A 7,242-nucleotide genomic window follows, 5' to 3' on the forward strand; every position below is an offset into this window, starting at 1 on the left:
GATGCTCCCCGCCCCCCTGACCATGGAGGTACGGCGGGGAGCGATCGCCCAGCTCGGCTCGTTGCTCGCCGACAGCAGGGTGGCGACCTCCGGGCGGGTGGCCGTGGCGGTGGGCGTCGGCCAGGGTGACAGGATCGCCTCGGTCATCGCCCCCTCCCTCGGCGAGGCCCGGGTCTTCCGGGTGGCCGACGGCTCGGTCGACGCGGCGATCTCGCTCGGCGCCGACCTGCGCAGGGGGGCCTACGAGGCGGTGGTGGGCATCGGCGGCGGCAAGACCATCGACGCGACCAAGTACGCCGCCTCGCTCGCCGGGATCCCGATGGTGGCCGTGGCCACCAACCTGTCGCACGACGGGATCTGCTCCCCGGTCGCCTCGCTGACGCACGACGGAGGCAAGGGCTCCTTCGGCGTGCCCATGCCGCTGGCCATCATGGTGGATCTCGATTTCGTCCACGACGCGCCCGCGTCGCTGGTCCGCTCCGGGGTCGGCGACGTGGTCAGCAACCTGTCGGCCATCGACGACTGGCAGCTCGCCGCGGCCGAGCGCGGCGAGCCGATCGACGGCCTGGCCTGCTCGATGGCCCGCACCGCGGCCGAGGCGGTGATCGGCAGGTCCGACTCGATCGAGTCCGACGCCTTCCTCACCGTGCTGGCCGAATCGCTCATCCTGTCGGGGATGTCGATGGTGATCGCCGGGTCGTCCCGTCCTTCGAGTGGCGGAGATCATGAGATCCTGCATGCCGTGGATCAGCTCTTTCCCGGCACTTCCAATCACGGCGAACTCGCCGGGATAGGTGCCGCATTCTGCTTCTTCCTCCGTGAGGATTCACGGAGGCTCACCCAGGTCGTCGACTGCCTGCGCGGGCACGAGCTGCCGGTCACCCCCTCCGACGTGGGGCTGACCGCCGAGCAGTTCACCAAGGCCGTCATGCTGGCGCCCTCGACCCGTCCCGGGCGCTACACGATCCTTGAGCACCTGCGCCTGTCGGAGCCGGAGATCCACGATCGGGTAGAGGACTATGTCCGGGCCGTCGGTCGCTGAGCTGCGTGCGGTGGCCCAGCCGCACTCGACCATGGAGCGCAACAGCGGCGAGCACTGGGCCGGCGTGCTCTACATGCGCAAGCTGTCGATCTACGTCACCTGGTTCCTGGCCAAGACGCCGATCACGCCCAACCAGACCACCTGGCTGATGATCCTGAGCGGACTGGCGGCGGGCGCGGTCCTCGCGCTGCCCGGTCTCGCCGCGGCCGTCGTCGCGGCCCTGCTGGTCCAGCTCTACCTGCTGCTCGACTGCTCCGACGGCGAGCTGGCCCGCTGGACCGGCCGGACCTCCATCACCGGCGTCTACCTCGACCGGGTCGGCCACTACTTCGCCGAGGCCGCCCTGCTCATCGGACTGGGCTTCCGGGCCTCGGAGACCCTCCCCGACTGGTACACGGTGGCGGGCTTCGCCGCCGCGCTCGGTGCCATCCTGATCAAGGCGGAGACCGACCTGGTCGATGTGGCCCGTGCCCGCTCGGGGTTGATCGCGGCGACCGAGGCCTCCGCCGAGCAGTTCCGGTCGCGGGGGCTGAGCCTGGCCCGCAAGGCCGCCGCGGCCCTGAAGTTCCACCGCGTCGTCCAGGCGGTCGAGCTGTCCATCCTCGTCGTGATCGCCGCGCTCTGGGACGCGATCAACGGGGGTCTGGCGGCCACCAGGATCCTCGCGGTGGCCTGCGTGGCGGTCGCCGTGCTCCAGATGGTCCTGCACCTGATCAGCATTCTGGCATCCAGGCGGCTCTCATGAGGAACCGGACGGCGTCCCGGCGCGTCGTAAGTGCGAACGCCTCACTGTTTGGTGGGTGTTCGCTGACGGTTCCGATACGCTTGTCATCCGGTAAACCAGAAACCTGTAGCCCTGTCAGAATTGCCAGCCCCAGCAGACTCGGTGATCATGAAAGTATGCTCCGCACGTGCTCTCGACGCGTCAAGGCGATGACCCGTTGAAGATCTCGTGCGTCATCCTCACCATGGGCAACCGGGTTCCCGAGCTGGACCGGGCGGTCGAGTCCGCGCTGAACCAGTCCGACGGCGACGTCGAGGTGGTCATCGTCGGCAACGGCGCGGACGTCCCCGAGCTGTCGGCGTCGGTGCCGGCGGGCTCCTCGGCCTCGATCAAGACGGTCCGGCTGAGCCACAACGCGGGCATCCCCGCCGGGCGGAACCGCGGCGTCGAGGAGTGCTCGGGCGACGTCGTCCTCTTCCTGGACGACGACGGCTGGTACGCCGACAAGGATCTCGTCTCCCACCTGCGTGAGCGCTTCTCCACCGAGCACGACCTCGCGGTCGTCTCCTTCCGGGTGATGGACCCCGACGGCGGCACCGGCCAGCGCCGTCACGTCCCCCGGCTGCGGGCCGGCGACCCCGAGCGCTCCTCCCCGGTCACCACCTTCCTGGGCGGGGCCTGCGCCATCCGCAGGTCGGCCTTCCTGCAGGTCGGCGGGCTTCCGGAGCGTTTCTTCTACGCCCACGAGGAGACCGACCTGGCCTGGCGGCTGCTGGGCGAGGGGTACCGCATCGAGTACGACGCCAAGACGGTCATGTACCACCCGCAGGTCCCCCCGACCCGGCACGCCGACTTCTACCGGCTCAACGCCCGCAACCGGGTCTGGCTGGCCCGCCGTAACCTCCCCTGGCCGCTGGCCGTGTTCTACCTGCTCAACTGGGTCGCCCTGACCCTGCTCCGCGAGCGTTCCACCTCGGCCCTGCGCGCCTGGTTCAAAGGCTTCGGAGAGGGCCTCCGGGAGCCCGCCGGTGAGCGCCGTCCGATGGCCTGGAACACCGCCTGGCGCATGCTGCGCCTGGGCCGCCCGCCCATCGTCTGATCCCCCGGGAGCGGCCCCGTGGACGTCTACACCCTGGGCGAGGCCTTCGGCGTCGTCACCAGCGGCCGGATCCGTCACGAGCACGAGGCCCGGCTGGACGTGGCCGGGGCCGAGTTCACCGTCGCGATCGGGCTGGCCAGGCTGGGGCACCGGGTCGCCTGGCTGGGCAAGGTCGGCGGTGACGAGCTCGGGGCGCGGATCCTCACGGTGCTGCGCGGCGAGGGCGTCGACGTCTCGGACGCCCGGGTGGACGAATCAGCCCCGACCGGGATGCTCCTGAAGGAGTCACGGCTCGGCCAGGCGCCCCGGGTCTCCTACTACCGCACCGGGGTCCGGCTCGCGCAGGGGAACGTCCCCGTGGACCGGGTCGCGGCCTCCCGGATCCTCCACGTCAGCGGGATCACCGCCGCGCTGAACGCGCGCGACGCCATGCACGCCGCGGTACGGGCCGCGCGGACCGCGGGGATCACCGTCTCGGTGGCGGTCGACTACCACGAGCGGCTCTGGCCCGACCTGCGGGAGGCGGAGGAGATCCTGAGCGTGCTCGCCTGCTCGGCCGACGTGCTGTTCGTCCGGCAGAGCGAGCTGGACCTGGTCAAGCCCGCGCTCACCGGCGACCGGGAGGTCATCGTACGGCGCGGCGCCCGGGGCGCGAGCGTCCGGGTCGACGGCGTCCGCCACGACGCGCCCGGCCTGTCCGCGCCCGTGGTCGACCCCAACGGCTCCGGGGACGCCTACGTCGCGGGCTACCTCAGCGCGTTCCTGGAGCACCTGCACCCGGTCGACCGGCTCCGCCGGGCCGCCCTGCTCGCGGCCTTCGCCGCCTCCGGCCCCAGCGACTGGCAGGGCCTGCCCACCCGGGCCGAGCTCCCCCTGCTGGAGGCCGACGTCTGAGAACGGGGCCGTGCCCGCTACGACTCCTTGGCCTCGTCGAAGGCCATGGTCACGTGGGAGGCCGTACCCGTCACCAGGGCGCGCCTGGGCAGGCCGAGCTCGCTCAGCTCCCTGGCGATCGGATGGTTGCCCAGGCGGATCAGGGCACCGCCGGGCCGCACCCGGACCCCGCGCGCCGACACCGACCAGGGCACGCGACGGGTGACCCCCTCCAGGTGGGTGTAGGCGTCGAGGACGGTCATCATGCCGGTGCCCGGCGCCGGGACTCCGGGTTTGACGAGCAGGTCCAGCACCAGGCGGTCGTCCTTGCGCAGGATGCACCGCTTGTACGGCGAGGACGTGCGCAGGTCGATGTCGGCCAGTTCCTTGGGGAAGCCCCAGATCGCGCGGCCCGCCTCCAGGGTGAAGCCCTGGTCGACGGGGAGCCAGTGGACGAACACCCCGGCGCCGCTCCTGCGCAGCTCCGCCAGGTTCGCCCGCAGCCCCCCGCGGGGGGCTGGCCCCGCGCCGGGCGGGCGGACCAGGAAGGCGACGCCGAACTCGTGGTACGGGCCGAGATCACCGTCGACGTAGTCGACGAAGACCAGCGTGCACAGGGCCTTGCGCGGGAGCACCTCGGCGACGTCCAGCCGCGAGTAGGCGATCACGGCTCGGGCGGCGTCCGCCCGGACCAGGTAGGAGGCGCTGCAGACCGAGGCGTCGCGGATGCGGACCGGCATGGCGACCTCGCGCCCCTGGATCAGATGGCGTGCCATGCCTCCAGTAGACCAATCTCCAGCCCGGACGTCACCGGTTTGCCCGCCCATTCCTCCAGCCTTCCGACGAACTCCCCGGCGTGGTCCGGCCAGTTGTAGCGGGCCAGCGCCTCCGCGTGACCGCGCGCCCCCATCGCCGCGGCCCCGGCCGGGTCGTCCCGCAGGGCGAGGACGGCACGCGCGGCCGCCGCCACGTCCCCGAAGGGCACCACGACGCCGCACCCGGCCCGCTCGACCAGCGCGGCCGCGGTGGGCAGCGGCGTGGTCACCACCGGGACGCCCCGGGACATGTACTCGACGACCTTGGTCGGCATGGACCGCCGGTAGTTGGGCACGTCGTGCAGGAGCGAGAGCCCGGCGACCGCCCCCTCGGCCATGCGCAGCGCGTGCTGGTTGGGCACGTACCCGTACCAGTCGAGCACGCCCTGCCGCTGCGCGTCCCGCAGGATGGGCCGGATGCCCGGGTCGGCCGCGCCGACCAGGTCGAGCCTGATCCCGTGCGGGAGCAGCCGCCGGGCCAGCTCGACCAGTTCCACGGCGCCCCGGGCGGCGGACAGGTGGCCCACGTAGACCACCCGGTCCCGGCCGGGCGGCGTGGGCCGCCGCCGGGGCACGTAGGCGGTGTTGGGCACCACCGGGTGGGAGCCGGTGAAGCGCTCGCGGTAGGACTCCTCGGCCAGGATCAGGTGCAGGCGGCGCTCCGCGCGGGTCTCGACCCGGTGGACGAGCGCCGGCAGGGCCCGGCGCAGGCGCTCGGGCAGGTAGGCCTTGGTCTCCAGCGCCGCGGCCGTGTCCTCGTGCACGTCCCAGACGGTGACCGGGCGCCGTCTTGGCAGCCGGAACAGCAGCTCGATGTCGTGGACGATGAGCAGGTCGGCGCCCACCAGCCCGCGCTTGAGAGCGCCCCGGGCCGCCTTCAGCGCGTGCCAGCGGCGGCGGCCGGCCGCGCGGGGGACGTCGACCGCCCGGATCCGGGGATCCGGGGTGACGTTGCAGTCGGTGAAGGGCGCGACATAGGTGATCTCGTGCCCGGCGCCCAGGAGCGCCCGGATCTGCCGATGCATGATCCGGGCGTCTTCCGGGTGATGAACGATTGTCCCGACACATACCCGCATATGCCGATGCTGAGTGCCGGTTCCGTCATCACCGGAGGTGTTGGGTTAATCAGCGGGTAACTGACGCTGAACTCTGCTGGGCCGCGACCGTCCCGGCACTCCCCGGCAGGTCTCCCGCGGCGGTTCCGGGGACGCCTCCTCCGGCGTTCGCGGAACCTCCCGCACCTCCCGCAGCGGGTCCGGCGGCGGAGGCCGCGGGGCTTCCGGGGGTGGCCGCCGGAGCGGGCCCGGCGTCGGGCTTGGCCGCTCCCGCGGCGGCCTGGGAGGGCCTGCGGTAGAGCCAGACCAGGCGGGGTTCGAGCAGCCACTTGAAGAGCGTGCGGGTCTGCGGCAGGCACAGCACGATGGCCAGGAACAGCGAGCTCGACATGATCGCCAGAACCCCCAGGGGGCCGTACAGCCACGGGAAGCTCAGCCACTCCTGGTCCTTGGCGATGAGCACCACGACGCCGTGGAGCAGGTAGGCGTAGAGCGTGCGGGTGCCGAGCTCGGAGAACCAGGTCTCGCCCCTGGGCACCAGCGCGAGCACCGCGACCGACATGGCCAGCGCCGCGACCAGCACGGCGGCGCGCACGCCCAGCCCCATCCACCACGACAGCTCCATGGCCTTGAAGCTGTAGCGGAAGTAGACGGGGTCGAGCTTGACGTGGGGCGCGATGAGGATCGCCACCACGGCGGCGCACCCGAGGACGACCGCGGAGGTGATCTTCACCCAGAGCGGCTTGAGCAGGTCGAAGTGCTCGGGCTTGAGCAGCAGGCCGAGCACGTAGAACGGGAGCAGGCCGAAGAAGCGGTCGATGCTGAAGTCGCCGGAGATCTCCGAGAAGCCCGCGACCAGGTAGATGATGACCGCCACCAGCAGCGGCTGCCGCATGCGCGTCCAGACGGGTGTGGAGATCCGCCACAGGACCAGGGCCAGCAGGTACCAGTTCAGCCAGGCCGGGTCGATGATCGTGAGGGTCCACTTCTGGCCCAGCGCGAAGCGGAGCAGGGCGTAGCCGATCTCGACGACCACGTACGGGATCAGCAGGGTGTCGACCAGCTTGTTGATCTTGGCGTTGGAGTTCCAGAAGTTGCGTCCCAGGTAGCCGCTGATCAGCACGAACGCCGGCATGTGGAACATGTAGACGAATATGTACGTGGCCTTCGCCGAGTGCGCCTCCAGCGTCGGCACCAGCGAGTGCCCGCCCACGACCAGGGCGATCAGGAGGAACTTGACGTTGTCGAGGTACGGCTCGCGCTTCTTCCTGGCCGGGGGCGCGGCGGGCGTCTCGTCGGGCCGGGGCTCGCGCTCCCGCTCCGCCTGCCGCTCCAGCTCCAGGTCACGCTCGGGCTCGCCGGCGCGGGTCCAGAACGACGACCTGCTCTGGCCGCTGGAGTTCTGCCAGTAGGAGAAGGGGGGCTCGCCCGACACGGGCGCGGTCTCCGAGGGCCGGGGGGCCGCCTGCGGGTGCGCCGCCTCCTGCGGCCGGACGGAGGCGTGCGGCTGCGTCCCGCCACGCGGGTGCGGCAGCTGCGCCCCCGCCTGCGGTTGCGCGCCGGCGTACGGGTGCGTGCCGGGCGCCTGGGGGCCGCCTCCCGGGTGCGTGCCGGGAGCCTGGGGGCCGCCGCCC

General features: G+C 72.0%; 7 protein-coding genes. 4 read left to right on the forward strand and 3 right to left on the reverse strand.

All coding sequences use genetic code 11. The features are described 5' to 3' along the window. The first annotated feature begins 1 nt into the window (after position 1). From ABD841_RS26035 to ABD841_RS26050, 4 genes are all read left to right on the forward strand, one after another. Complete coding sequence (locus ABD841_RS26035; protein WP_344977123.1) at positions 2-1,042, forward strand: iron-containing alcohol dehydrogenase family protein; 1,041 nt, start codon at positions 2-4, stop codon at positions 1,040-1,042. Next, positions 1,020-1,787, forward strand: coding sequence for a CDP-alcohol phosphatidyltransferase family protein (locus ABD841_RS26040; RefSeq protein WP_344977126.1), 768 nt, complete (start codon positions 1,020-1,022; stop codon positions 1,785-1,787). The genes ABD841_RS26035 and ABD841_RS26040 overlap by 23 nt, the downstream gene beginning before the upstream one ends. A 196-nt stretch (positions 1,788-1,983) precedes the next feature. Next, on the forward strand, positions 1,984-2,865 hold the full coding sequence (locus ABD841_RS26045; RefSeq protein ID WP_344977144.1) for a glycosyltransferase family 2 protein: 882 nt from the start codon (positions 1,984-1,986) through the stop codon (positions 2,863-2,865). 18 nt (positions 2,866-2,883) lie between these two features. Then, positions 2,884-3,759, forward strand: coding sequence for a sugar kinase (locus ABD841_RS26050; protein ID WP_344977129.1), 876 nt, complete (start codon positions 2,884-2,886; stop codon positions 3,757-3,759). Positions 3,760-3,776: 17 nt separating this feature from the next. Here the strand turns inward: ABD841_RS26050 and ABD841_RS26055 are convergent, their stop codons facing one another. The 3 genes from ABD841_RS26055 to ABD841_RS26065 all read right to left on the reverse strand — a co-directional run. Then, positions 3,777-4,514, reverse strand: coding sequence for an acetoacetate decarboxylase family protein (locus ABD841_RS26055; RefSeq protein ID WP_344977132.1), 738 nt, complete (start codon positions 4,512-4,514; stop codon positions 3,777-3,779). Beyond that, entirely contained in the window at positions 4,499-5,629 is a 1,131-nt protein-coding gene (locus ABD841_RS26060) for a glycosyltransferase (RefSeq protein WP_344977135.1), read from the reverse strand. Before ABD841_RS26060 ends, ABD841_RS26055 begins: the two co-directional genes overlap by 16 nt. Before the next feature lie 49 nt (positions 5,630-5,678). Then, positions 5,679-7,242, reverse strand: a 1,564-nt coding sequence (locus tag ABD841_RS26065) for an acyltransferase family protein (protein ID WP_344977138.1), incomplete at its 5' end; no start/stop codon positions are given.

The organism is Streptosporangium fragile (assembly GCF_039534445.1).
Lineage (GTDB): Bacteria > Actinomycetota > Actinomycetes > Streptosporangiales > Streptosporangiaceae > Streptosporangium > Streptosporangium fragile.